Here is a 21,917-nt window from a genome sequence, read left to right on the forward strand (position 1 = left end):
TTTTTACCAGGCAGCATGCACCCGCACCTGATAGGACGGATCACCCAATTTGGCACGGCTGATGGGGAACCCTTCCTCTATGGCATGGGCAATGACGCGCGCGCAGCCCCGCGCGTCAGAGAGAGCATCGTGGTGGCGCAGCGCGATGCCAAAGTATCCGCACACATCCGGCAATGTGGTTGGCCTCAACCCCCATGCCTGCCGCGCGAGCTTCACGGTACAAAGCGTATCCATATAGGGCGGGTTGTGACCCGCAGCACCGTAGCTTGTTAAGAGCACCTTGCGGTCAAACCCCGCATTATGGGCCGCGATATAATGCGCACCAGCGAGATGGGCATTCAGCTCCGGTATATAGTCTTCAAACGTGGGGGAGTGGCAAACGTCCTGCCAGGTTAGGCCGTGAATATCGGTAAACAGAAAGGTCTTGCGGGGCGGCCGGATAAGATAAGCCTGTTCATGCACGATGGCGCCATGCTCAATAATCACCAGCCCAAGGGCACAGGCGCTGTCTGCGCCCATGTCAGCGGTTTCAAAATCCAGCACGACTATCTTCATTTATTCCTGCACCTGATGGCTGTTTTTCCTCAGCGCCTTGCCGTGCAGGCCTTCCTGAACCTGCCCCTGCCATATGGCGGGCTTACCGCCCACAAACAAATACTGCACACCGCTTGACAGAAGCATTGGCTCCTCAAAGGTGGCGCGAGGTGCATAGCTTTCGGGGTCGAAGAGCACAATATCAGCATGATACCCCGCCTGTAAGCGCCCACGGCCTTCAAGCCCAAGGGTTTCGGCCGGTAGCGATGTGGACCTGGCGATAAACTGGCTGAGCGTCAGCACAGCGTCTTCCACCACATACTTCTGGTATTTGCGTGGGAAGCTGGCGTAAAGGCGCGGGTGGCCCCGGCTACCGTCCGAGCCTGTCATCACCCACGGCTGTACCATAAAGGCCTTGATGTCATCCTCATTCATGTTGAAGGACGCAACGCTTGCGTCCCCCGCTCGAATGATATGGAGGGTCGTTTCAATCGGGTCTTCCTCCCGTTTGCGGGCATAGGTCTCAAGCGTCATGCCGCGCCATTCGTCCTTGCCGCTGGTGAGCAGCAGCGAGGATGCCCCGCCCCGGCGGCGCATGTTCTCCCGCATCTCAGCACGGATTCTGTCTGCCTGCTCCGGCACATCAAAGCGCGCGAGCATGGCCTCCCTGCCGCCCGCCATGGCCCAGCGCGGCACAAGCGACGCCGCGATGCTGGTGCCGGAAGCACGCCAGGGATATTGGTCAGCGCTCACCCTTACGCCAGCCGCCCGCGCGGCGTTTACATGGGCTATAACCTCAGCGCTCAGCCCCCAAACATCAACCCCCAGCGCCTTGATGTGGGAGATATGAACAGGCAGCTTCGCCTCGCGCCCCACCTCAATCACTTCATCAACAGCGGCAAGCAGGCCGATGTTATAATTGCTCTCGTCCCTGATGTGGCTGTCGTAGATGCCACCATGTTTTGCAATCACACGGGCAAGCGCGATCACTTCATCCGTTTCTGCAAAACTGCCCGGCGCGTAAAAAAGCCCGGTTGAAAGGCCAAAGGCGCCGCTTTGCGTCGCACCCGCCACCAGCACTTCCATTGCGCCCAGTTCATCCCCTGACGGCGCGCGGGCGTCCATCCCCATCACCTTGCGGCGCACGCTGCCGTGACCAATATAAAGCGCCATGTTGGCGCCGAGGCCGCGCTCATCAAGGCGCGTGAGCACACCCTCCACGTCCACAGGGCCACCACCATCGTTACCGGAGAAAACCGTGCTCACCCCTTGAGTGATATAGTTGGTGAGAGGAAGCGGACCGTCCTCCCCGCCAAGCGCCAAAGCGTGGGTGTGGGGATCGATAAAGCCGGGTGCGACAACAAGGCCGTGCGCATCCACAACCACCCCGGCGGTATGAGACGCGTCAGCGGGGCCGATATAGACGATGCGGCCATCCTCAACACCCACACTGGCGCGCACGCCCTCTGCGCCGGAGCCGTCAAACACTAGGCCGCCCGTGATCAGATAGTCCCACTCTGCTGCTCTTGCCGCCGTGCTCATCGTCATGGCACACAAAACGCAGGTCAGGCTGACAAATCTCAACAGGCGTACTGGTGTCACGTCACTCTCCCCATTCAGCTTCATACTGAAGAAACCACGGTGTGCCACAAAACACCACCCCACTTCGCTAAACGATAGTTTGTTTTGGTGCGTGCTTTTATTGCGCGCGGCACACCACGCGCACAACAATCTTGTGCGTGCGTGGTTTGTTCCCCACAAAATGGCGGAAAACTGCGTAAAATTTTAATTATTACACTTAAAAGTCTTTAACCATACGCCAAGGCAGTGTATTGCCTCGCGCAGCGCACCGGGCCTTGCATTTGTATTTTGGTCGCTAGATGGTAGCGTTTCCACGCACAGCGCGTGAGCATGTATTTGTATTGAGTAGTGAGTACCGCAGATGTTGCCGGGTTTCCGCCTGTTCAAAGATACTGCCCCCGAGCGGGCAGCTTGGTCTGATGAGACAAATGAAGAGCATGAGGTTGCGCCCGAAAGCGCGATGATCCGCCATGCCACATTGTCTGAGCTTTATGGTTTCTGGAGCCAAAAGAAAGCCGCCCTCGGACGCCTGCCTGCCCGCAGCGACATTGCCCCAAAAGAGATCAAAGCCCTCTTGCCCTATATCGCCATCGCGGACGTAATCGATGGCGGGAATGACTTTCGTTTCCGAATTTGCGGTACCGCGATCACGGAAGAAGCCGGGGCTGAACTCACGGGCCAAAGCTGGCTCAGCTTTCCACACACGGAAGTGGTGGTTGAACGCACCCGCGAGTTGGTTGAAACCGGCACGCCCTATTATGCCGCCAATGTGCGAGCACGCTGGGCACCAAAAGATTTCCAGCACTATAGTGTGCTGGCGCTCCCGCTCGCAAAAGACGGCACCACTGTCGATATGGTGCTGTACGGCATCGCCTTCCACCCCATGGAAGCTGAGGGCTGATATCCCGCGTTTGCTATCTCCTCCCGCCGTGCCATAGTGGCCGGACACCTAGGGAGGGGACACTGGGACAATGAAACCGCTTATCCTATGCCTGAGCGCACTGCTTTTTATAAGCGCACCAGCGCTGGCGACCGACGACACTCCTGAAAAACTACACCTTGTGATGCTGGGCACCGGCACACCGAATGCGGACCCGGAGCGTTCCGGCCCCGCGGTTGCCATCGTCTTTGATGGCAGGTCTTTCATTTTTGACGCTGGACCCGGCATTGTGCGTCGTGCAGCCGCCGCAAGCCAGAAACACAACATCCCCGCCCTGAGCGCCGACCAGTTGCGCACCGCTTTCCTCACCCACCTGCATTCTGACCACACCGTCGGCCTGCCCGACTTGATGTTCACCTCATGGGTGCTGGAACGCCCGGTACCGCTTAGGCTTTTTGGCCCCAAAGGCACACAAGCGATGGCCGCCCATCTAACGGCTGCCTATAGCGAAGATGTTCACCTGCGCCTGACCGGGCTTGAGCCCGCAACACCTGAAGGCCACAAGGTCAAGGTGACAGAGATTGCAGACCAAGCCCCTCTTTTAGATGAGGACGGCATCAAGGTTGAGGCCGTCCCTGTGCTGCATGGCAGCTGGAAAGAAGCCTTTGGTTACAAAATCACGGCCGCGGGCAAAACTATCGTGATATCGGGCGACGCCCGGGTGAGCCCCAAGCTGATTGAAGCCGCGAGAGGGGCAGACATACTCGTGCATGAGGTTTATTCAGACGCTGGATGGAGGCGCCGTGAGCCGGTCTGGCAAAAGTATCACGCCAGTTTCCATACGTCCGCTTCAGAACTGGCAGCCATCGCCCTAGAGGCAAAACCAAAACTGCTGGTGCTGTACCACCAACTTTATTGGGGCACGTCAGACGAAGACCTCGTGAACGAGATCCGCGCCGCCGGATATGACGGCGCGATTGTCTCCGCTCGCGATCTTGATCTTTTCACGCTCGACTAAAACTCAGGCGTCCGGGTCCACTTGTATCGGCCCATCTGCTTGGTTGGCGATCGTGCGAAGCAGGAACGGTGCTGTGATACCAATGTTCACCGCCAGGATCGGCCCCAAATTCTGCCCGGCACGCAGGTACACATAGGCTAGCCCGCCGCCCAATATGGCGTGCAGCAGAAACGCGAGCCAGTAGAGCACACTGAAGTTGGGCCATTGGCTTTTTGGCAGCTTATGCAGCTCAAGAAAATCCAGCGACTTATAGGCAAGTGCACCGCCAGTCGCGAACCACACGGCTTCAGGAATTAAGAGAAAACCTTCCATCACCGTGCCCTCCCTTTCAAAGCGCCCAGAAAGCGTGACCCCAAACTTGTGTTCGCGGAAAAGGTTTCCCGGAGCGTAAACAGGTCTTCCCCTTTTGTGGACGGCACGGAAGACTGCACGATATCAGCTTCCTTCACTTTGAGGACATGCCGCACCATATCTTCCGGCGCGTTCACCTGTTTGGCGACCCCGCGTACTGTGCGCCACTTGTAACGGTCATCCGCCAATGACTTCATCACTTGGTCGATCAACTCTTCAGGTACGTCTGCCATAACACCCCTCCTTGCTATGCATATGACGCACTGGCCCGTCTTGAGCCGGCGCGCCAATTATCGCGTCAGGGTGTAGATTATGCAATCTAGAAGAAATTTAGGTGACAGTGCCTAATCTGCAAGGTTCGGGCGTATCCAGCGCTTGATTTGGTCAGGGTCCACACTGCGGCGCTCGGCATAGTCAGCCACCTGATCTTCACCCACTTTACCCACACCAAAATAGTGCGCTTCAGGGTGCGCAAAATAATAACCGGAGACGGCAGCTGTAGGCATCATGGCGAAGCTTTCTGTCAGCTTGATGCCAGCCTCAACCTCAGCCTCCAACAGGCGGAATAGTTCAGGTTTTTCCGAGTGATCCGGGCAGGCCGGGTAGCCCGGTGCCGGACGAATACCCTGATAGCGTTCCTTGATCAGTTCCTCATTGGTGAGGTTTTCGTCCGCGGCATAGCCCCAGAATTCCTTCCGCACACGCTCATGCATACGCTCGGCAAAGGCTTCAGCCAGACGGTCGGCCAAGGCCTTGAGAAGGATATCGTTATAGTCATCATGGGCCGCCTTGAAGCGCGCCAGATGCTCTTCAATACCGTGCCCGGCGGTAACAGCAAAGCCGCCAAACCAGTCAGGTTTTGTGCCAACAGGCGCAACAAAGTCAGCCAGACAATCGTTCGCGCGACCTTCACGTTTTTGCACCTGCTGCCGGAGGAAATGGACACGGGTAAGCTCTTCCGAGCGATTATCCCCGGTATAAAGCACCACATCATCGCCATCGGCATTTGCGGGCCAGAAGCCCACCACCGCTTTCGCGGTTAACCACTTTTCCTCAACGATCTGCTTGAGCATGGCTTGCGCGTCCGCAAACAGGCTGCGGGCGCTTTCGCCCACCACGGCATCATCCAATATAGCGGGATAGTTACCGGCAAGCTCCCACGTGCGGAAGAAAGGTGTCCAGTCAATGCGGTCAACAAGCTCTTCAAGCGGGTAGTCGTCAAACACACGGGTGCCGGTGAAAGCCGGGCGGATAGGTGTGAAGCTCTCAAAATCCGGCGTGGCTTTGTTCGCGCGTGCGTCCTCAAGGCTCACGAGCCTGTCCACCTTTGGTTTTGCAAGACGCTTCTCGCGGATGTCATGATATTCCGCCTTCACCTTCGCGACGAAGTCTTCCCGCATGCCTTCAGATACCAGCGTGCTAGCAACCCCCACAGCGCGGGAGGCATCAAGCACATGGGTCACAGCGCCCGAGTATTCCGGTGCGATCTTGACGGCGGTGTGTACCCGGCTTGTTGTGGCACCACCAATCAGAAGCGGTGTGTTGAAGCCAGACCGCTCCATCTCATGCGCGACGGTTACCATCTCATCAAGGCTTGGCGTGATCAGACCAGAGAGGCCGATCATATCGGCACCGTGGTCGTTCGCTGCCTTAAGGATATCCGCCCACGGCACCATCACGCCAAGGTCGATCACCTCAAAATTATTACACTGCAGCACCACACCGACGATGTTTTTGCCAATATCGTGCACGTCGCCCTTCACAGTGGCCATCACGATCTTGCCCTTGGCTTTTGCGCCTTCCGCCTTTTCGGCCTCGATGAAGGGTTGCAGGTAATTCACTGACTGCTTCATCACCCGGGCAGACTTCACCACTTGCGGCAAGAACATCTCACCGGCACCAAACAGGTCACCCACCACATTCATGCCGTCCATCAACGGGCCTTCGATCACTTCAATCGGGCGGTCGAACATCTGCCGCGCCTCCTCGGTGTCCTCGATGATATAGTCCGCAATGCCTTTTACGAGCGCATGCTCAAGCCGCTTGGCGACAGGCTGCTCGCGCCAGGACAGGTCTTCCACCCGGGCGGCACCACCTTGGCCCTTAAACTCGTCTGCAATCTCGAGCAGGCGCTCAGTGGCATCAGAGCGGCGGTTCAGGATCACATCCTCTACCCGCTCCTTCAGCTCTGGCGGAATATCGGAATAAACCGTTAGCTGGCCCGCGTTCACGATCCCCATGTCCATACCGGCCCGGATAGCATGATACAGGAACACACTGTGCATGGCCTCACGCACAGGGTTATTGCCCCGGAAAGAGAAGGAGATGTTGGATACACCGCCGGAAACCTTGGCATACGGCAGGTGTTTTTTGATCAGCCGCGTGGCTTCGATGAAGTCTACACCGTAGTTATCATGTTCCTCAATACCTGTCGCGACCGCGAAGATATTGGGGTCGAAGATGATATCTTCCGCCGGGAAGCCAACCTTGTTCACCAGAATATCGTAGGAACGTTTGCAGATGGCGAACTTGCGCTCAATCGTATCGGCCTGACCATCCGTATCAAACGCCATAACCACAACCGCAGCGCCATAACGCAATATTCGTTTCGCTTGCGTTATGAAAGGTTCTTCACCTTCCTTGAGGCTGATGGAATTCACCACAGCCTTACCCTGCACGCACTTAAGTCCGGTTTCGATCACAGACCATTTGGAGCTGTCGATCATCACCGGCACCCGTGCGATGTCGGGTTCCGCCGCCATCAGCTTGAGGAACTTCTCCATCGCCTCTTCGGCATCAAGCATGGCGTCATCGAAGTTGATATCGATGATCTGCGCGCCGCCTTCAACCTGATGGCGTGCGATGGAAATCGCTTCTTCATAGTTCCCGTCAAAGATCAGCTTCTTGAACTTGGCTGATCCGGCCACGTTGGTACGTTCGCCAACATTAATGAACTGGGCTGTGGGTTTACTCATAAATCTTACTCGGCCGCGTTAATAATGGTGATGGGGTCGATACCTGAAAGGCGCATGGCAGGCTTATGCTTCGGCAAGCGCCGGGGCGGCATACCCTCAACTGCCTTGGCAATGGCCGCGATATGCTCAGGCGTTGTGCCGCAGCACCCCCCAACAATGTTAAGGAGTCCCTCTTCCGCCCATTCTTTCAGGTGCCCGCCGGTAACTTCAGGCGTTTCATCATACTCGCCCATCTCATTGGGGAGGCCAGCGTTTGGATAGATAGCAATACGCGCATCCGCGATAGCCGACAGTGTAACGGCGTGCGGGCGCAAATGCTCGGCCCCAAACGCACAATTAAGCCCAATCGTGAACGGCTTGGCGTGGCGCACCGAATACCAGAAAGCTTCAACCGTTTGGCCGGAGAGGTTGCGGCCGGACATGTCTGTTACCGTGCAGGAAAGCATGATCGGCAATGTCACACCGCGTTTCTCGAACACGTTTTCTGTCGCAAAAATCGCCGCTTTTGCGTTCAGGGTATCAAACACCGTCTCAATGACGATGATGTCAACACCGCCCTCGATCAGGCCATCCACCTGTTCTTCATAGGCCGCAACAACGTCATCAAAATTCACTTCGCGAAAGCCGGGGTTATTCACATCGGGCGAAACACTCAGCGTTTTGTTGGTAGGCCCAACAGAGCCTGCCACAAACCGGGGTTTATCAGGTGTGCGCGCTGTCCACTCATCCGCCACTCGGCGGGCGAGGCGCGCGCCCTCCACATTGATTTCGTGCGCGAGCGCCTGCATGTCATAATCCGCCATGGAGATGGATGTGCCGTTGAAGGTATCCGTCTCGATGATATCCGCCCCCGCTTCAAGGAAAGCATCATGAATTTCTGCGATGACATCAGGGTTCGTCAGCACCAGAAGATCATTATTGCCCTTAAGATCAGACGGCCAATCCTTGAAACGCTCACCTCTATAGTCGGCTTCCTGCAGTTTCTTCTTCTGGATCATGGTGCCCATCGCGCCGTCCATCACCAGAATGCGCTCTGCCGCCAGTTTATTCAGAAGCTCCAGCTTATTTGTCATGATCAGGCCTCCTCGTCCGTGCCGCGAATGCCAAGCATGTGGCAAATGGCATATGTGAGCTCTGCCCTATTGAGGGTATAGAAATGGAAATCCCGCACCCCGCCTTCATAAAGCCGGCGCACCATCTCTGCCGCCACACATGCGGCCACAAGGCTCCGGGTTTGTGGTTTGTCATCAAGCCCATCAAACATATCAGCAAGCCATGACGGTAGCGCTGCACCACAGCTGCCCGCAAAACTTTTAAGCGTGGTGAAATTGGTTACCGGCAGAATGCCCGGCACCACCGGCACGTCAATGCCGAAGCTTTCACAGTGGTCAAGAAAGCGGAAATAAGCGTCTGGCTCAAAAAAGAACTGGGTTATGGCCCGGTTCGCGCCCGCATCTACCTTACGTTTCAGGTTCTCCAGGTCGGCGGCAAGCGTTGGGCTATCGGGATGGCGCTCAGGGTACGCCGCGACAGAGATGTCAAAGTCACCAATGGCGCGAAGACCAGCCACCAGTTCTGCCGCATTCTCGTAACCGCCTGGGTGCGGCTCGTAGCGGTTTGCACCTTCTGCCGGGTCACCGCGCAGCGCAACGATAGAGCGCACACCTGCGTCCCAATAATCGCGCACAACCTCATTCACCTCATCCTTGGTGGCACCAACGCATGTGAGGTGCGCGGCGGGTGTAAGCGAGGTTTCATCCAGAATGCGTTTCACGGTTTTATGGGTACGTTCCCGCGTGGAACCACCTGCCCCATAAGTGACGGAGACAAAGTTCGGGTTCAACGCCTCAAGCGTTTTGATGGAGTTCCACAGGGTTTCTTCCATCTTTGGCGTTTTAGGCGGGAAGAATTCAAAAGAAACATTCACATCGCTCGCGATCTCCTGAAACAGAGATCGCGCCCTTGAAGCAAGGCCAATACCGGCTCTTGAACCATTTGTGGGTACCATCACCCTACTCCTTTACATCCGCGGGCTTGTCGCACCGCCAAATCGTTACTCTCAAGCGTCCACCATCAAGGTGGCGTATCTCGGTTGTTTTAAGGCCAGCATGCTCACACCAGTGGCTTACTTCATCATCAGCAAAACCAAGGCGGCGATGCGCCTGTTCGTCACGCAAAAACTCTTCCCTGTGGGGCGCGAAGTCGGCAACCAGAAGCGTACCGCCCGGCGCGAGCACACGTACGGCTTCCTTCAGCGCACGCTGTGGGTCGTCCGCGAAGTGCAGAACCTGATGAAACAGCACCAGCTCCTGGCTCTCATCACCCAGCAACAGTTCATACATATCACCCTGCCGTACCTGGCAGTGGTCAAGCGACTTAAGCGCCAGATTACCCCGCGCGACCGATAACATGTCGCGCGACACGTCAATGCCAAGGCCTTGGGAAGCGAGGTGCGCGAACACTTCAAGCATGCGGCCCGTACCCGTTCCCATATCAAGGAAACGCTCAACCTTGGCGCCGCCCTGCATCTCAAGAAGCGCCTGCTCAACTTCCGCCTCAGCAACATAAAGCGAACGGATCTGATCCCACTCAGCGGCGTGAGCACGGAAATAGGCTTGTGCCTTCTCGAACCGCTCCGCCCGTATCTTCTCAAGCACCTTAAGGTCATGCTCAAGAGCTGCGCCGTCTCCTTCCAAGAGTGCGAGAAGTGCATCGTTCAGTGCGGCCCCTAACCCGTTTTCCGATAGACGGTAGAAAACCTGCGTGCCTTCCTGAAACCTGTCCAGAAGCCCGGCCTCGCCCATCAGCTTCAGGTGCCTTGACACCCGCGGCTGGCTCTGGTCAAGAATATGCACAAGCTCGCCCACAGTCAGCTCGCCCCTACCCAAAAGGGCAAGGACCCGAAGCCGTGTGGCTTCGCCCGCTGCGCGGAGGGCTGCTAATAGTTCATCCATACCGGCTGATCCTCAAACTCGAATGAGAGTCAATATAAAGAAATCTTTATATTTGTAAAGTTATGATTTTCTGTGGGTGAGCGGCAAATTTTTCTAAATCACCCTCATGAAAACGTGAACTTTTCATAGGTGAAAAGACGGCATTCCTCTTGTACAAGCATCCCACTATTGCCACATTGTCGAAATATTCGAGCAAAAAAATATATACCATGCCTGCACGACAGAGGATTTTATGACGTTTCTCCAGAATTCCAAACAGCTGATGAGCGCGGTCCTCCTGTTGATGACAGCCGCTTGCGCATCTACCCGGCCTGATGTCGCGACGGAGGCTTATGATCCCCTGGAACCCATGAACCGTGCGGTGTTTGAGTTCAACCGGGTGACAGACCGGGCCCTTATTCGGCCCATCAGTGCAGCTTATATTGCTGTGGTGCCTGAGGCCCCGCGTGACGGGGTATCGAACGTGATGCGAAACCTGAGAGAGCCTTGGGTATTTCTCAATGACATCCTGCAGCTCAAGTTCAAACGCGCAGGGCGCACGCTTGGCCGCTTTGTCATCAATAGCACAGTGGGCATGGCGGGGCTTTTCAAGGTGTCGGATGACATGGGCATCCCCTACCATAGCGAAGACTTCGGGCAGACCCTTGCCACATGGGGCATAGGGGACGGCCCTTATCTTGTGCTGCCGTTCCTCGGCTCATCAAACGGGCGCGACGCAATTGGCCTCGGCACCTATTTCCTTGCCGACCCAACCTCGCTTGCGCTCAAGGAAGTTGATGACAGCGGCAATTTCTTTGACCTCAGCCTCATTCGCACCGGTATTGACGCCTTTGACGCACGGGTACGTTTCCACAATGAGCTCAACGAGCTTTATAAGGAAGACGACCCCTATGTGATTTCCCGCTCGCTTTATTGGCAGAACCGCCGTCATGAAATTTTTGATGGCAACCCGCCGGAGCCTGAAGAGGACCTCTTTGACATGCTTGAAGAACAGCAAGCAGAGATCGACGCCGAGGAAGCCAAACCGCAGGAATAAGCCTGCATCTCATACATAAAAAAGGGGCCTGAACGGCCCCTTTTCTTTTGTGTTTCATCGTCGCGTTAGCGTGTGAAGCGGCGATATTTAATGCGGTGCGGCTGGGTCGCATCGGCACCAAGGCGGCGCTTCTTGTCTTCTTCATAGGCTTCGAAGTTACCTTCAAACCATTCAACATGGCTGTCGCCTTCAAACGCCAGAATGTGTGTCGCGATACGGTCAAGGAAGAAACGGTCGTGGCTGATAACCACAGCACAGCCCGCGAAATTTTCAAGCGCTTCCTCAAGAGCCGCAAGTGTTTCCGTATCAAGGTCGTTGGTCGGCTCATCGAGGAGCAGCACGTTGCCGCCCTCTTTCAGCATCTTGGCCAGATGCACACGGTTACGCTCACCACCGGAGAGAAGGCCAACTTTCTTCTGCTGGTCGCCGCCCTTGAAGTTAAAAGCTCCAACATACGCGCGGGTGCTAACTTCATGTTTACCGAAGTAGAACATGTCATGCCCGCCGGATACTTCTTCCCAAACGTTTTTATTGGCATCAAGCGCATCGCGGCTTTGGTCAACATAACCAAGGTGCACGGTGTCACCAACGCTGATCTCGCCTGAATCAGGCTTTTCCTGCCCGGTGATCAGCTTAAAGAGAGTGGTTTTACCCGCGCCGTTCGGCCCGATCACACCCACAATACCACCCGGCGGCAGGCTGAAGTCGAGACCATCGAACAGAAGCTTGTCACCAAAGGCTTTGGTGAGGCCCTTGGCTTCGATAACCTTACCGCCCAAGCGTGCTGGTGGCTGGATCTTGATCTGCGCCGGGCCTGCAACCCGGTCATGCTGCTGCTCAAGCATTTCATCATAAGCTTTAATACGGGCTTTTGATTTGGCCTGACGTGCTTTTGGCGATTGCCTGATCCACTCAAGCTCAGACTGCATGGCTTTCTGGCGAGCCTTATCAGCACGTTCTTCCTGCGCCATGCGCTTGGTTTTCATTTCGAGCCATGCGCTATAGTTACCCTCAAACGGGATACCCTGCCCACGATCAAGCTCAAGCACCCAGCCCACAACATTGTCGAGGAAATAACGGTCGTGCGTTACGAGGATCACACAGCCCTTATATTGCTGCAGGTGTTTCTCGAGCCACGCCACGGTTTCCGCATCAAGGTGGTTGGTCGGCTCATCGAGAAGCAGGATTTCAGGTTTCTCGAGCAGAAGCTTACAAAGCGCAACACGGCGCTTTTCACCACCTGACAGCTTGTCAACCGACCAGTCATTCGGCGGGCAGCAAAGCGCGTCCATCGCGACCTCCGCTTGGGACTGCAGGTCCCAGGCGTCCGCAGCATCGATCTGTTCCTGCAACTCACCCATACGGTTGAGGAGGTCCATGTTATCGGGGTCCATGCCATAGTCGCCAGCAACCTGATTAAACTCGTCAACCAGAGCCTGGGTTTTGGCCAAGCCTTCCATCACGTTGCCAAGCACGTCTTTGTCTTCGTTCAGCTGCGGTTCCTGCGGCAGGTAGCCGACACGAATGCCGTCTGCTGCCCAAGCCTCGCCGCCAAACTCGGTATCATAGCCCGCCATGATCTTCATCAGGGTCGATTTACCGGCACCGTTTTGACCGATGATGGCAATCTTCGCATCAGGCAGGAAATTGAGCGAGATATTGTTCAGAACTTGCTTGCCGCCCGCATAGGTTTTGGACAGCTTTTGCATTTGATAGACATACTGGTAGGAAGCCATGAAATCGGTCCTTAAATTCGGGAAAAACTTTGCGCCTGACTTAACGCAGAACAGCGCCTAGAACAAGCTGCAACCGCACCAAAACTCACCGCGAACGCTAAATTCTGTCACTCATCTGGAAACTGATCATGTTTTGGCAAATGTTGGCTCAGTTCCACCCATGGCATACGGGAACGCACATAGATATTTGCTTCAGGCTCAAACTCGGCAGCCTGATCCAGAAACAGGGCATGGAAATGAATTTCACCGGGCCATTCTTCCCCTTCGAACGAGACCGGGCTGCCGCACTTGCCGCAAAAGCGCCGTTTCACGCCGGGGCTTGAACGGTACATCTTCGGCTCTTCCACCGTGAAACGCACGGCTGTGCGGTCAAAACCCACATAGGTTGCAAACGCAGCGCTCGTCGCCTTCTGGCAACTGGGGCAATGGCAATGGCTGGACCACAATGGCTCAGCCACGATCTCCACCTTCACATCACCACACAAACAGCGCCCAGTGTATTTTACCTCATCGCTCATTCGGTCATTCGCCTTTATTTGTTTTTGCCACCGAAGAATTTTTCGTAAGCTTTTTTTGTGCGCTCAAAGCTGCGCGTCACCAGCGGATCGTCTTTCACCCTGTCCCAATAGTCAGCGAGCTTCTTGTTGTCGCCAAATCCATCAAGACCAAACCTTGGCATCAAAGCGCCATACCAATAGAGGTGGGAGATCAGCGCACAGTCAGCAATGGTCCAGTCGTCGCTGACGGCACATTTACCGTCACCCATATATTTTGAGGCATAGGCCAAGGCTTTTGGGATATCCTCGTCCCGTGCTTTTGCGATCTCTTCATCCGTGGCGGTGCCGCCAAATGCAACGCGGCCCATCGGGCGCACGGCCTCCGCATAATAAAGGTCGAGGATACGGGCGATGGCGCGGGCATTGGTCGCGGCCTCAAAATCCGTCGGCGTAACCGGATGCCCACCAAGCTGGCGATCAAGATACTCAAGGATCACCTGCCCTTCGGTGAGCGTGCTGCCATCGTCACGCACAAGGTAGGGTATCTTGCCAAGCGGGTGGGCCTGCCAGTGAGCGTCAGACTTGAAGCCACCCTCCGGCATGCCGTAGTCAAGCTTGTCCATCATGCCCTTGATATCAAGGCCGATCATCACCCGTTCAAAATAGGGCGATACACTTTCCCCAACCAGTTTCATTGTCCAGCTCTCCCCATTTTCCCAGAAGGCCTATTTGGCTTTCGTTTGCGCCAGCCGCGATCTTAAAAACTCAAGCGACGCCGCCATGCGTGCATGGCTCCGTTTCACCGTATCAGATTCCTTCTGTTTCTCCCACCACGCCGCGAGTTTGGGCCGAGAGGTAAACACATCAACATCAAACTCTTTCAGGAAAACCAGGAAATGGAACATGTGGGGGATAAGGGCTGCGTCCCCGATGCTGAAAACGTCGCCTACCGCATAATTTTCCCCCGTAATATGACTTTCAACGAGATTGAGCCCGAGCGGCAAGCCCTCTTCCAGTGCTGTATTGATCGCCTCCTCATCCCGTATTCTGCGAGTGATGGTGCGGGCGAGCACTGAGGTTTGCGGGCCGACATAAAGGTCAATGGTACGGCAAAGCAGCTTGGCACGTGCGGCGTCAAGCGCATCAGCTGGCATCAGGCTCGGGCCTTCGAATATGTCATTAAAATACTCAACGATTATCTGCCCTTCAGGAATGAAGGTTCCGTCATCGAGCGTCAGGTAGGGGATTTTACCTGTCGGGTTGGCAGCACGCAGCTCTGGAGACCCAAAGGAGCCAGGGGGCAGCGAAAGCTCAACCCGCTCAAGTGCCCCTTTCACATCAAGGGTAATAAGCGCGCGCTCAAAATAGGGTGAAAGGCTGATGCCGGTCAGCTTCATGGCTAGCTCCTGATAGGTTGGATTGATGTCCCCTATAGGATCAATTGGTGCCGAACAAGCAGTGTGGCAACCCCCAGCATGATAATTGTGATCATGCCATCAAGGATACGCCATGTGATGCGCTTACTCGCTTTCCGTTCCTAGTTGGAAGGCGCTTTTGCCACCTCAGGCTTTTTTATCCGGTGCGCATTCTGGCTGAGCCACACACTACCAAACACCAGCGCCACACCGGTGAGTTCCTGCGCATTCAAATGCTGACCAAGTACAAACCAGCCAAGGAGCACCGCCATCAGGGGGCTCAGGAAGCCAAGGGATGCCACAAGCGATGACGGCAACTTCGCGATGCCGCGAAACCACAAAAGATAGGTGAAAGCCGCGCCAATAAGGCCAAGGTAGGTGAAGCCGAAAATATTATTGCCCGTCAGTGCAGGCAGCGGCGGCTCAAACCATAAAGCGGCAGGCACCAACAGGAGACCACCCGCGGTAAGTTGCCATGCCGTGAAGGTGAGAAGCGACACCGGCGGTTGCCACTTACGGCTCAAAACCGTGCCAAACGCCATAGAAACGGCGCCGCCAAGGCCTGCCATAATACCAACCATATCCCATTCAGCCCCCGGGCTCAGGATCAGGAGCGCCACACCGCCAAGGCCGACAAGCGCTGCCCCGACGGAAAGCGGCAGGATAGGCGCACCAAGCGCCATCCGTGCAATGAAAATCACCATCAAAGGCTGGGTTGCCCCCACCGTGGCGGCGACACCACCCGGCAGGCGATATGCAGCTAGAAATAGAAGTGACCAGAAGATGGAAAAGTTGAGCGCGCCCAACAGGAACACCCGCCCCCACCACTTACCTGCCGGCAGCTTGCGCACGAGCAAAAGCAGCAATAACCCAGCTGGCAGCGCCCGCAGCATGGATACCGTGAGCGGATAACCGTCCGGCAGGAACTCTGTGGTGATCAAGTAAGTAGAGCCCCATATAGCAGGGGCTAATGCGGTTATCGCCAGATCGAGATTTCTGTTCACGGTCTTCGCCTTGTCATTTATCTTGAAGTCAAGATAAGAGTAAATATCTTGACTTCAAGATATTCCCGTGAAAAAAAATCTTATGGACCATGTGGACAAGATCATCGCCCAGTGGAGGCGCGAACGCCCGGACCTGACGCTGGAGCCGATGGCCGTGATCGGTCGTATGGCGCGCCTCTCGCAGCATTTCTCACGCGGTATGGGAAAGACATTTGCGAAACACGGGTTAAATGCAGCGAGTTTTGATGTGCTTGCCACCTTGCGCCGCAGCGGGGCGCCCTACCAATTATCTCCCGGTGACCTGATGGCCACCACCATGGTAACGTCCGGCACCATGACCAACCGCATCGACCAGCTTGTGAAAGACGGCCTGGTTGAACGGGTGAAAAACCCCGATGATGGCCGGGGTTTTCTGATCTCGCTGACTGACAAGGGCTTCGCGCTGGTTGATGGCATGCTGGGCGATCATGTGGAAACACAGGAAAGCCTGACCGCCGCCCTAAGCGATGAGGAACTCGCTACCCTTAACGAGCTGTTGCAGACCTATCTTTCGCGCATTGACGACAACTGATTATCCCATCTTTTCGAGCCATGACATAATCGCTGCGTTCACCTCCGAAGCACGTTCCTGCTGGCTCCAGTGCCCACAGCCCTCAAGGTCAACACGTGTGTAGTCTTCACACATGCCCGCCATTGATTCCGCCAGTGTCGGCGGGCACGCACGATCAAGCTCGGCGGTGATCATCAGGCACGGTAGTGTCAGTTTGGGTAGACGACCATTCACCAGAAAGCGCCGCTGGTCCTTCCAGTTGGACGTAAAGTTTCGGTACCAATGCAGCGGCCCGGTGAAGCCGTTTTTCTCATAAGCCTTGGCGTAAACCGCGGTTTCTTCATCGGATAGAAGCTGTTCACCACCCCACCGGTCAGGGCCTCTCTCGAGAAGGGTGAGAAGATTGAGGCTTTTCTCTTCAAATGGCACATCGCTTTTTTTCGGTTTGCCTTTATTGGGTTTACGCAGAAAAAACTGGAACGTCAGCATCAAATCCCGTTCAAGGATGGGCTCGCACGAGCCTTCTTCCTGGAAACGCACGATATACATATCGTCACCAAAACGGGCACGAAACATCTCGATCGGGTCCATGGGATAATGGGGCAACAGCGGCACATTCAGCCCCGCACAGCCGAGCAGGCGTTCAGGCATATAAAAGGGCAGTGACCACAGAATGATCGCGCCCCAGTCGTGCCCCACAAACACGGCACGCTCAATGCCGTAATAATCAAGAAGCCCCTTCAGGTCGTCCGTCAGCTTCTGCATGGTATATTCCGTCACACCCTCTGGGGCGTCGGAGACACCGTACCCACGCTGGTCTGGCGCGAAAACGGGATGCCCGGCGTCTGCAAACGCGGTCATCTGCGCTCGCCAACTGTAGGCTATCTCAGGAAAACCATGCAGGAAGAAGATGGGCGGTTTCGTCGCCACGCTGACCTCTGGCCCCATGCGGTATACACCGACACGCACACCGTTTGTTGTTACCATCTCCGGTGTGGGCCATGCTGTCATTTTATTCCCCTGTTAGCCGAGCATTGCCCCGATAAACAGGGCTGCGATTGCCGCCGGTGCCACAAACCGCATGACACCGTACCAAAGGGTAAATAGGCCCCCTTCTTTCATCGGCAAGGCAACACGCACATCGCCGCGTTTAAGCGCCCAGCCAATGATGAGGCAGTAAGCAAGCCCGGAAAATGGCATCACAATGTTACTTACTCCTTCACGGATCAGCGCGAACGGCGTCATACCGTCAAGGCCTATTGCGGCTAACGGGTAAAAATCCCGCCAGTCCGCAAAGGACATGATGGTCAAAAGGCTGACAACAACCACCGTAAATGCCATCACAACTGCTGACGGCCCGCGACGAAACCCTGCCTCTTCAAGCCGCGCAACGGTAGGCGAAAGCAGGGAAATTGAAGATGTTACCGCCGCAAAGGTAAGAAGCAGGAAAAACGCAAAGGCCACAAAAGCGCCGCCTGGCAGGTCTGAGAAAATAAGCGGCAAGGTCATGAACACGAGGCCAGGCCCGGCTGCCGCGTCAACACCACTGGCAAACACCAGCGGGAAAATCGCGAGGCCCGCAGCAAGCGCCACAAAAAGGTCCGCCGCCAAAATCCAGAAAGTGGCGCGCGGCATATTCACATCGTCCCCCATATAGGAGCCGTAGGTCATGATACCGCCAACCCCCACACCGAGGGTGAAAAAAGCCTGCCCTACGGCATCCAGAAACAGCCTCGGGCCAAACTGCATATCATGAAAGCCGAACAGGAAATCCACGGCTGAGGACATGTCCCCGATTTGGCCCGCGTACACCACAAGGCCAATCAGCATCAAAAAGAGGATTGGCATCAAAACCTTGCCTGCCCCTTCAAGCCCCGTGCGGATATCGAATGAGACAATTGCCGCAGTCGCCGCCATAAAGGCCGCAGACCAGAAGGCCATCATCAGCGGTGCATCCCGGAAAGAGGCATCAAGCCCCACAACCGCATCCTCTGCCCAGCCCTCAAAGCCCCCCTGAAGCGCCACAAGGCCATAATACATGCCCTGCCCGGCGATCACCGCGTAGAAGCTCAGCACCAGGATCGTGCTTACTAGCCCCATCCATGCCACGCCCTGCCACGGCAAGCGCGCCTTGGCGCCTTCGCGAAGTTTCTTCATGGCGTTAGGCGGGCTTGCTTTCCCCATGCGGCCGATCAGAAGCTCCGCCATAAAGGCGGGGCCGGCCACAAAAGCGAGAGCAAGAAGGTAAATGAGAACAAAACCGCCGCCGCCATTGGCGCCCGCAACATAGGTAAAGCCCCATATATTGCCAAGCCCGATAGCTGAGCCAGCGGTAACAATGATGAATGCCAGTCGTGACGTGAACGACGGGTGTGCCCCCTTCGCCTGCATGGATTGCCTCTCCCCCGAGATATGTCTAGCCGTACAGTTCCCCAACCGCACGGATGGCGGCATCTACCGCTCCATTGACATAAGCGTATGCTGAACTGTCGGAGTTGGCGATGGCTAATTTACCCACCTTTTTCCGCGCCGCAACATGGGGGCCTTTCTTCGGGCTCCAGTCACCATCAAAAAGTTCATTATATTCATAAGCATAACCATGCGGCCACCGGTTGACGGTGATGCCCGCAATATCACGCTCAGCGTCAAAACCGTATGGGCCCATGGCGTCTGTCAACTCACGCACGATCGCTTCCTCAAAGTCTTCGAAGCTTAAGCCATACATCTCATATCGCCCCGCTTTGTGCTGCTCACGCGCGATCAGGCCAGGGGCGGTTGGCACATAGGTCATATGAAGCAAGATCGGGTCATCGGGCGACGCCGCAAAATTATAGCCGCCCATACTGACCGGAAAATCGAGCGAATAGTTGGAGAACATGCTGCCCGGTGAAAGCACATGATGCACACCCGCCGCCTTGAAGGCCCGCCAGTTCCTGAGCGCCACATTGATATAGGTGAGCGGTACCTTCTCGGGCCAATCAAGCGCTTCGCGCTGCTCCTCAGGAAGCTCCGGCATAATGAAAGGCAGGATATGGTTATAGCATGCCATGATGCCCGCGCGCGCTTCCACGCGCTCAACCCGGCCGTCCCGCACGTAAGTGACCTCAACGCCCGTGTCTGTGTTACGGGCATCCACAGCGGTGCTGGAAAGACGAATGCGGACCATATTGCCTGGCAGGTCCAACCTGTCGTAATGCACCCGCGCTTTCACCTCCGCTTCCATGCTGTTGGCTTCTAGGGCGTTCGGGATCAGCTTCGCGACCGCAAGCCGCGCAACACCGGCGTTCCCGTCGGGGAAATGGAAGATATAAGGTTCATCACCATGATAGGGTTTGGGCACCGAATGAGGGTCAATCCCGAGACCGAGTGTACCACCCTGCCCCAGCCGGAGCGCCTCAAGGCCCGAGATCGCGTCCCACCCCACGCCCCACAGGCCGGTCATCTCGTTACGCATCAATAGAAGCGCTTCCTCATCAAGGCCACCAAACTCCCGCATGCAATGCTCATAAGAATGGGTGCGTAAAAACTCGAGCTTCTCACCCTCCGGCATATCGGCCAGCCAGTTGGGCTGCTCCACCAACCAGTGATGCATGGCTTTCTTCTGGTCGCCTGATATCGGCAGCTCGGCAATGACCTCGGCCAGGCGAGCTTTACCTTCTTCGTCATAGGCCGCCCACACGCCATAGCTGGCACCGCAGCGCATCAGCTTACTGCCCTCATAGGTTTCCGCGTCAGGGTGCACGCCAGCGCCAAGGCCTGCGCGCTCATAAAAGCTCTGGTCGAAATAACGGTAGAATTTTTCGGTATCAATCCCGATTGTCTCAAGGAAAGCCCGGCTGCCCTCGCTGTAATTACCCGGCGTGTCGATCGTCTGGCTTCCGCCGTAGCCAATCAGGATTTTGCCGTCCACATCAAATTCGTTGCGTTTGGCGTGGCCACCAAAATCATCATGATTATCGAGGATAAGGATACGGGCGTCCGGCCCCAGTTTTTCCTGTGCGAGCACAGCACTCGCGAGACCGCTGATGCCCCCCCCGACGATAACGAGGTCATATAGGCCGTCCTTGCGCTCATCCGGGCGCTCATAGGTCTTGCCTTCCCAGGAGATTGCGTGGGCAACCTCAAAGCTGCCCACATGACTGCCTCGCAGGCCCATTTTAGAGGGGGGATAGGTCCATGCACCATCGGATGACACCAGCCCTTCGGCCATCGCACGCGCAGGTGACATACCTGCCGCGAGACCTGTGAGTGCAACACCGCCCATGAAATCACGTCTACTGATGCCCTTAAGTCTGGACATAACGACCCCTCTTGTTCACATGAAAGGCTCTACCCCTAGCGCCAAACATGCAAGAGCTTATCTGACAAACCATACCGACAAAAGAAAAATGTGATCACATTAATCGCTTCAGTTAAAAGCCTTCTCATCTCGACCGCGCTTGCCTAGTATTTCTTCAGATATGGGGGAATAACATGAACGAACAGCGCTGGAACGCACTTGTGCCGGAATTCTCCGTCACTGACTTTGGGCGGTCGCTCGCCTTCTATACCGACATCCTTGGTTTCAGTGTCCGGCATCAGCGCGCTGAGCCAGACTTTGCCTATCTGGACCTTGAAGGCGCACAGATCATGCTTGAACAGTTGAGTGACCGTTCATGGACCACCGGTGATATGGCGCCGCCGCTTGGTCGTGGCATCAATTTTCAAATTGAGGTCTCAGACCTGCAACCCATCTTGCAGCGCCTCAAAGCCGCTCAACGTCAGCTTTTCAGTGAGCCTGATGAGGAATGGTATGAAACAGAGGACAGCCTCTCTGGCCAGCGGGAATTTCTGGTTGAGGACCCTGACGGATACCTGCTTCGCTTTTGTCAGTTCCTCGGGGAAAAACCGCTTGAGAGCTAGAGCAGCGCTTCAATATGTTTGCGAATGGCCTCGGGCTTGTCGGTTGGCGCGAAACGTTTCACCACCTCACCATCCTTATTCACCAGAAATTTAGTGAAATTCCATTTGATGCGTTCAGACCCCAACACGCCCTTCTTTTCGGCTTTCAAGTGCTTGTAAAGTGGTACGGCGCCCTCACCGTTCACATCAATTTTCGCAAACATCGGAAAGCTGACACCATAGTTGATCTGGCAAAATTCACCGATCTCATCATTGCTACCCGGGTCCTGCTTGCCAAACTGGTTGCACGGAAACCCGAGGATCACGAGCCCCTTGTCCTTGAGGTCTTTATAAAGCGCTTCCAGCCCCTCAAACTGAGGTGTGAAGCCGCATTTGGAGGCTGTGTTGACGATAAGCATAACCTTGCCCTTATAGGCGCTCAGGTCTTCGGCTTTCCCGTTCAAACGGTCACAGGTGAAGTCATGTACGGATGTCATCAGCTCTC

Annotated in this window: 20 protein-coding genes and 1 pseudogene; 5 read left to right on the forward strand and 16 right to left on the reverse strand. The window is 55.8% G+C overall.

From position 1 onward, the window contains the following. Positions 1-3: 3 nt before the first annotated feature. Both ACN0XZ_RS10370 and ACN0XZ_RS10375 read right to left on the reverse strand, forming a co-directional pair. The gene (locus tag ACN0XZ_RS10370; protein ID WP_417457683.1) at positions 4-555 is read right to left on the reverse strand and encodes an exonuclease domain-containing protein; all 552 of its coding nucleotides are present in this window, start codon (positions 553-555) and stop codon (positions 4-6) included. Beyond that, positions 556-2,136 (reverse strand): N-acyl-D-amino-acid deacylase family protein, encoded by a 1,581-nt coding sequence (locus ACN0XZ_RS10375; protein ID WP_417457684.1) that lies wholly within the window; start codon positions 2,134-2,136, stop codon positions 556-558. Between the two features lie 340 nt (positions 2,137-2,476). On the opposite strand from ACN0XZ_RS10375, the gene ACN0XZ_RS10380 reads away from it, so the two are divergent. Together ACN0XZ_RS10380 and ACN0XZ_RS10385 are read left to right on the forward strand one after the other, a co-directional pair. Continuing rightward, entirely contained in the window at positions 2,477-3,016 is a 540-nt protein-coding gene (locus ACN0XZ_RS10380; protein ID WP_417457685.1) for a PAS domain-containing protein, read from the forward strand. A 70-nt stretch (positions 3,017-3,086) separates the two neighbouring features. Then, a complete protein-coding gene (locus ACN0XZ_RS10385) occupies positions 3,087-4,013 on the forward strand; it encodes an MBL fold metallo-hydrolase (protein WP_417457686.1) in 927 nt (308 codons plus the stop codon). A gap of 3 nt (positions 4,014-4,016) precedes the next feature. Here the strand turns inward: ACN0XZ_RS10385 and ACN0XZ_RS10390 are convergent, their stop codons facing one another. The 5 genes and pseudogenes from ACN0XZ_RS10390 to ACN0XZ_RS10410 form a co-directional block, all read right to left on the reverse strand. Continuing rightward, complete coding sequence (locus ACN0XZ_RS10390) at positions 4,017-4,325, reverse strand: hypothetical protein (RefSeq protein WP_417457687.1); 309 nt, start codon at positions 4,323-4,325, stop codon at positions 4,017-4,019. Beyond that, on the reverse strand, positions 4,325-4,597 hold the full coding sequence (locus ACN0XZ_RS10395) for a hypothetical protein (RefSeq protein ID WP_417457688.1): 273 nt from the start codon (positions 4,595-4,597) through the stop codon (positions 4,325-4,327). Before ACN0XZ_RS10395 ends, ACN0XZ_RS10390 begins: the two co-directional genes overlap by 1 nt. A 111-nt stretch (positions 4,598-4,708) precedes the next feature. Beyond that, positions 4,709-8,412: pseudogene (gene metH / locus ACN0XZ_RS10400) on the reverse strand (methionine synthase). A gap of 2 nt (positions 8,413-8,414) precedes the next feature. Beyond that, positions 8,415-9,347, reverse strand: coding sequence for a methylenetetrahydrofolate reductase (gene metF / locus ACN0XZ_RS10405; RefSeq protein WP_417457689.1), 933 nt, complete (start codon positions 9,345-9,347; stop codon positions 8,415-8,417). 4 nt (positions 9,348-9,351) lie between these two features. Further along, positions 9,352-10,293, reverse strand: a complete 942-nt coding sequence (locus tag ACN0XZ_RS10410) for an ArsR/SmtB family transcription factor (protein WP_417457690.1) — start codon at positions 10,291-10,293, stop codon at positions 9,352-9,354. Between the two features lie 232 nt (positions 10,294-10,525). On the opposite strand from ACN0XZ_RS10410, the gene ACN0XZ_RS10415 reads away from it, so the two are divergent. Next, complete coding sequence (locus tag ACN0XZ_RS10415) at positions 10,526-11,329, forward strand: VacJ family lipoprotein (RefSeq protein WP_417457691.1); 804 nt, start codon at positions 10,526-10,528, stop codon at positions 11,327-11,329. A gap of 65 nt (positions 11,330-11,394) precedes the next feature. Here ACN0XZ_RS10415 and ettA read toward each other — a convergent pair whose 3' ends face one another. The 5 genes from ettA to ACN0XZ_RS10440 form a co-directional block, all read right to left on the reverse strand. After that, positions 11,395-13,065: an energy-dependent translational throttle protein EttA gene (gene ettA / locus ACN0XZ_RS10420; protein ID WP_417457692.1), complete on the reverse strand. Its 1,671-nt coding sequence runs from the start codon at positions 13,063-13,065 to the stop codon at positions 11,395-11,397. 107 nt (positions 13,066-13,172) lie between these two features. After that, positions 13,173-13,583 (reverse strand): GFA family protein, encoded by a 411-nt coding sequence (locus ACN0XZ_RS10425; RefSeq protein ID WP_417457693.1) that lies wholly within the window; start codon positions 13,581-13,583, stop codon positions 13,173-13,175. Between the two features lie 14 nt (positions 13,584-13,597). Further along, positions 13,598-14,257: a glutathione S-transferase family protein gene (locus tag ACN0XZ_RS10430; protein ID WP_417457694.1), complete on the reverse strand. Its 660-nt coding sequence runs from the start codon at positions 14,255-14,257 to the stop codon at positions 13,598-13,600. A gap of 30 nt (positions 14,258-14,287) precedes the next feature. Continuing rightward, positions 14,288-14,959, reverse strand: coding sequence for a glutathione S-transferase family protein (locus ACN0XZ_RS10435; protein WP_417457695.1), 672 nt, complete (start codon positions 14,957-14,959; stop codon positions 14,288-14,290). Positions 14,960-15,099: 140 nt separating this feature from the next. Further along, a complete protein-coding gene (locus ACN0XZ_RS10440; RefSeq protein WP_417457696.1) occupies positions 15,100-15,981 on the reverse strand; it encodes an EamA family transporter in 882 nt (293 codons plus the stop codon). 82 nt (positions 15,982-16,063) lie between these two features. On the opposite strand from ACN0XZ_RS10440, the gene ACN0XZ_RS10445 reads away from it, so the two are divergent. Next, a complete protein-coding gene (locus tag ACN0XZ_RS10445; RefSeq protein ID WP_417457998.1) occupies positions 16,064-16,552 on the forward strand; it encodes a MarR family winged helix-turn-helix transcriptional regulator in 489 nt (162 codons plus the stop codon). Here ACN0XZ_RS10445 and ACN0XZ_RS10450 read toward each other — a convergent pair whose 3' ends face one another. From ACN0XZ_RS10450 to ACN0XZ_RS10460, 3 genes are read right to left on the reverse strand one after another with little or no spacing between them, the layout of a single operon-like run. After that, a complete protein-coding gene (locus ACN0XZ_RS10450) occupies positions 16,553-17,542 on the reverse strand; it encodes an alpha/beta fold hydrolase (RefSeq protein WP_417457697.1) in 990 nt (329 codons plus the stop codon). Between the two features lie 12 nt (positions 17,543-17,554). Further along, the gene (locus ACN0XZ_RS10455) at positions 17,555-18,922 is read right to left on the reverse strand and encodes a sodium-dependent transporter (protein ID WP_417457698.1); all 1,368 of its coding nucleotides are present in this window, start codon (positions 18,920-18,922) and stop codon (positions 17,555-17,557) included. Between the two features lie 25 nt (positions 18,923-18,947). Beyond that, a complete protein-coding gene (locus ACN0XZ_RS10460; RefSeq protein ID WP_417457699.1) occupies positions 18,948-20,831 on the reverse strand; it encodes an NAD(P)-binding protein in 1,884 nt (627 codons plus the stop codon). Positions 20,832-21,004: 173 nt separating this feature from the next. Here ACN0XZ_RS10460 and ACN0XZ_RS10465 point away from each other — a divergent pair, with 173 nt between their 5' ends. Further along, positions 21,005-21,433, forward strand: coding sequence for a bleomycin resistance protein (locus ACN0XZ_RS10465; protein WP_417457700.1), 429 nt, complete (start codon positions 21,005-21,007; stop codon positions 21,431-21,433). On the opposite strand, the gene ACN0XZ_RS10470 is transcribed toward ACN0XZ_RS10465, so the two are convergent. Further along, complete coding sequence (locus tag ACN0XZ_RS10470; protein WP_417457701.1) at positions 21,430-21,909, reverse strand: glutathione peroxidase; 480 nt, start codon at positions 21,907-21,909, stop codon at positions 21,430-21,432. The genes ACN0XZ_RS10465 and ACN0XZ_RS10470 overlap by 4 nt on opposite strands. Positions 21,910-21,917 lie beyond the last annotated feature (8 nt).

Origin of the sequence: Kordiimonas sp. (assembly GCF_048264555.1) — a bacterium.
Lineage (GTDB): Bacteria > Pseudomonadota > Alphaproteobacteria > Sphingomonadales > Kordiimonadaceae > Kordiimonas.

Excerpts from the sequence above, each read along its gene's own strand:
- ACN0XZ_RS10370 (WP_417457683.1), bottom strand. The coding sequence starts at position 555 with ATGAAGATAGTCGTGCTGGATTTTGAAACCGCTGACATGGGCGCAGAC.
- ACN0XZ_RS10445 (WP_417457998.1), top strand. The coding sequence starts at position 16,064 with ATGGACCATGTGGACAAGATCATCGCCCAGTGGAGGCGCGAACGCCCG.
- ACN0XZ_RS10430 (WP_417457694.1), bottom strand. The coding sequence starts at position 14,257 with ATGAAACTGGTTGGGGAAAGTGTATCGCCCTATTTTGAACGGGTGATG.
- ACN0XZ_RS10395 (WP_417457688.1), bottom strand. The coding sequence starts at position 4,597 with ATGGCAGACGTACCTGAAGAGTTGATCGACCAAGTGATGAAGTCATTG.
- ACN0XZ_RS10425 (WP_417457693.1), bottom strand. The coding sequence starts at position 13,583 with ATGAGCGATGAGGTAAAATACACTGGGCGCTGTTTGTGTGGTGATGTG.
- ACN0XZ_RS10470 (WP_417457701.1), bottom strand. The coding sequence starts at position 21,909 with ATGACATCCGTACATGACTTCACCTGTGACCGTTTGAACGGGAAAGCC.
- ACN0XZ_RS10435 (WP_417457695.1), bottom strand. The coding sequence starts at position 14,959 with ATGAAGCTGACCGGCATCAGCCTTTCACCCTATTTTGAGCGCGCGCTT.
- ACN0XZ_RS10390 (WP_417457687.1), bottom strand. The coding sequence starts at position 4,325 with ATGGAAGGTTTTCTCTTAATTCCTGAAGCCGTGTGGTTCGCGACTGGC.
- ACN0XZ_RS10460 (WP_417457699.1), bottom strand. The coding sequence starts at position 20,831 with ATGTCCAGACTTAAGGGCATCAGTAGACGTGATTTCATGGGCGGTGTT.
- ACN0XZ_RS10455 (WP_417457698.1), bottom strand. The coding sequence starts at position 18,922 with ATGCAGGCGAAGGGGGCACACCCGTCGTTCACGTCACGACTGGCATTC.
- ACN0XZ_RS10410 (WP_417457690.1), bottom strand. The coding sequence starts at position 10,293 with ATGGATGAACTATTAGCAGCCCTCCGCGCAGCGGGCGAAGCCACACGG.
- metF (WP_417457689.1), bottom strand. The coding sequence starts at position 9,347 with ATGGTACCCACAAATGGTTCAAGAGCCGGTATTGGCCTTGCTTCAAGG.
- ACN0XZ_RS10385 (WP_417457686.1), top strand. The coding sequence starts at position 3,087 with ATGAAACCGCTTATCCTATGCCTGAGCGCACTGCTTTTTATAAGCGCA.
- ACN0XZ_RS10450 (WP_417457697.1), bottom strand. The coding sequence starts at position 17,542 with ATGACAGCATGGCCCACACCGGAGATGGTAACAACAAACGGTGTGCGT.
- ettA (WP_417457692.1), bottom strand. The coding sequence starts at position 13,065 with ATGGCTTCCTACCAGTATGTCTATCAAATGCAAAAGCTGTCCAAAACC.
- ACN0XZ_RS10415 (WP_417457691.1), top strand. The coding sequence starts at position 10,526 with ATGACGTTTCTCCAGAATTCCAAACAGCTGATGAGCGCGGTCCTCCTG.
- ACN0XZ_RS10380 (WP_417457685.1), top strand. The coding sequence starts at position 2,477 with ATGTTGCCGGGTTTCCGCCTGTTCAAAGATACTGCCCCCGAGCGGGCA.
- ACN0XZ_RS10465 (WP_417457700.1), top strand. The coding sequence starts at position 21,005 with ATGAACGAACAGCGCTGGAACGCACTTGTGCCGGAATTCTCCGTCACT.